Source organism: Streptomyces sp. NPDC005574 (genome assembly GCF_040605435.1).
GTDB lineage: Bacteria > Actinomycetota > Actinomycetes > Streptomycetales > Streptomycetaceae > Streptomyces.
In genome coordinates, this window is the sequence record NZ_JBEXCW010000246.1 from 1 (window position 1) to 2,669 (window position 2,669).

The 2,669-nt window shown below is 67.2% G+C and carries 2 protein-coding genes and 1 pseudogene; all 3 read left to right on the forward strand.

Going from position 1 to position 2,669, the window contains the following annotated elements; translation table 11 throughout:
- The coding region (locus tag ABZT03_RS43660; RefSeq protein ID WP_356049802.1) for a transposase at positions 1-614 on the forward strand (614 nt) is incomplete at its 5' end.
- A 148-nt stretch (positions 615-762) separates the two neighbouring features.
- Positions 763-2,241 (forward strand): ISL3 family transposase, encoded by a 1,479-nt coding sequence (locus ABZT03_RS43665; RefSeq protein WP_356049804.1) that lies wholly within the window; start codon positions 763-765, stop codon positions 2,239-2,241.
- 38 nt (positions 2,242-2,279) lie between these two features.
- A pseudogene (locus tag ABZT03_RS43670) lies at positions 2,280-2,669 on the forward strand (transposase); the annotation flags it as partial.

Below are 2,669 nucleotides of genomic sequence, written 5' to 3' on the forward strand. Positions count from 1 at the left end.
GCGCTGAGGGTGCCGACGTGAAGTCGATGCCGGTGTCGCAGAACGGTCTGTCCAGTGAGCTGCTGGAGGAGCTGGCCGCGCTCGCGGCCGAGAAAGTCCGCGGAGAGGGGCTGCGGCTGATGGGCGAGGGCGGTCTGCTGCCCGAGCTGGCCCAGCACCTGATGCAGGCCGCTCTGGAGGCCGAGATGGATGAGCACCTGGCCGCCGAGGCCGGCCGGGTCGGCGGACGGGGCTCGCGGTCGGGCGGCAACACGCGCAACGGCTACCGGAGCAAGAAGGTGATGACAGAGGTCGGCACCGTCACGGTGCAGATCCCACGTGATCGGCTGGGCACCTTCCAGCCACGGATGCTGCCCAAGTACTCCCGCCGGACGGGTGCGTTGGACGATCTGGTGATCTCGCTGACCGCGAAGGGCCTGACCTCCGGGGAGATCGTCTCGCACCTCGCGCAGACGTACGGCATGACGACAACGAAGGAGACCATCTCCACCATCACGGACAAGGCCCTGGAGTCGATGGCGGAATGGCGCACCCGCCCGCTGGACGCGGTCTACCCGGTCGTCTTCATCGACGCCGTGCACGTCAAGGTCCGGGTTCTGTCGACGATCTTGTGATCCGGACAGTTGAGCGGTTCGTGCCGACCGTCCGCAATCATGCATCGCGTGCTCTCGTGATGTGCTCTTGGAGCTGTTTCCATACCTGTCCGCGTTGCTCATCGAGGAGGTCGAGCGACGGCCGGACAAGGTGGTGTTGAGGACGCGGGTGCGGGCGGCGAGCGGGTCCTGTCGGTGCGGTCAAAGCTCCGCTCGGGTGCACGGCCGGTACGTACGCAAGCTGCGTGACGTCGCCGTGGGCGGGCTCGGCGTGGTGATCGAGTTACACATACGCCGGTTCCGCTGCGAGAACACTGCCTGCACAACGGTGACGTTCGCCGAACAGATCGTGGGACTGACGACCCCGCACAGTCGGCAGACCCCGCTATTGCGCGGGGTGCTGACGCGGATCGGACTGGCCCTGGCCGGCCGGGCAGGAGCCCGCCTGGCCGCCGCGGCCGGCATCACCGTGGGCAAGGACACGCTGCTGCGGCTGGTCAGAGCCCTGCCCGAACCGGAGGTCGGCGAGGTGGAGGTCCTCGGCGTTGACGACTTCGCCTTCCGCAAGGGCCGTCACTACGGCACGGTGCTGATCGACATGACCACCCACCGCCCACTGCATCTCTACGAGGGGCGCGAGGGCGAAGACCTCGCCGCATGGCTCCGCGACCACCCCGAGGTGAAGGTGATCTGCCGGGACCGGTCCAGCGGATACGCGGAGGGCGCACGCATCGGAGCGCCGCAGGCCGAGCAGGTCGCTGATCGCTATCATCTGTGGGCCAATCTCGGCCAGGCGGTCGAGAAGACAGTGAACGGTCATCGCTCCCGTCTGGCCCAACCGCCTTCACAACCCGCAGACACCCCCGACGAACCGCAGGTAGTCCAGCTGCCGACAGAGCTGAAGATCGTGACTCGGCTCCGTGAACAACATGCTGCCGCCCACGAGTTGTGGCAGCAGGGGATGTCGAAGGCGGGGATCGGCCGGAAACTCGGACTGCACCAGGCCACCGTCCGCAAACTGGTCAACGCCCCCTCCGCGAACGACGTCGTCGCCAAAAGCCTGCAGCGGGCGCACGTCGTCGACCCGTATGTCGGCCACCTGCACCGGCGCTGGAACGATGGCGTCAGAAACGCCACCCAGCTCTACCGCGAGATTCAGGAACAGGGCTACCCCGGAGGCGAGTTGGCCGTCCAACGTCATCTGCGGCAGTACCGCACCGGGCGCGGACACGCACCCGATCCGGGGCCGAAGCCTCCGTCGGTCCGCGAGGTCACCTCATGGATCATGACTCACCCCGAACACCTGCGGGACGAGGCCGCCGGCAAGCTTCACCGGCTGCATGAACGCGATCCCGAGCTGGACCAGCTCACTCTTCACGTCAGGAAGTTCGCCGTCATGATGACCGCACGACACGGCGACCGCCTCGAAGACTGGATCACCGAGGTCGAACGAGACTCCCACGCCCCACTCGCGGGCTTCGCCCGCAACCTCCGCCGCGACTTCGACGCCGTCCGCAACGGACTGTCCCTTCCCCACAGTTCCGGCGCCGTCGAAGGCAACATCAACCGGCTGAAAATGCTGAAACGGCAGATGTTCGGCCGGGCCAGCCTCGATCTCCTTCGCAAACGCGTCCTGCTCGCACGATGAGCCCAGCCCGTCCGGATCACAAGATCGTCGACAGAACCAAGGTCCGCGACGGGCACGTGGCGAACAGGCCGATCTACGTGGCCATCGCGGTCACCGCCGACGGCTACCGGGAAATCCTCGGCCTGTGGGCCGGCGACGGGGGCGAGGGCGCGAAGTACTGGCAGACCGTCCTGACCGAGATCAAGAACAGAGGCGTCCGCGACGTGCTGATGCTGGTCTGCCACGGACTGAGCGCGCTGCCCGACGCGGTCAGCACCGTCTGGCCGCGAACTGTCGTGCAGACCTGTGTCGTTCACCTCATCCGCGCCAGCCTGCGCTATGCCTCGCGCCGTGACTGGGCCGAGCTCGCTCGTGACCTCAAGCCCGTCTACACGGCCGTCAACGAGGACCAGGCCCGCCAGCGGCTGACCGACTTCGACGACAAGTGG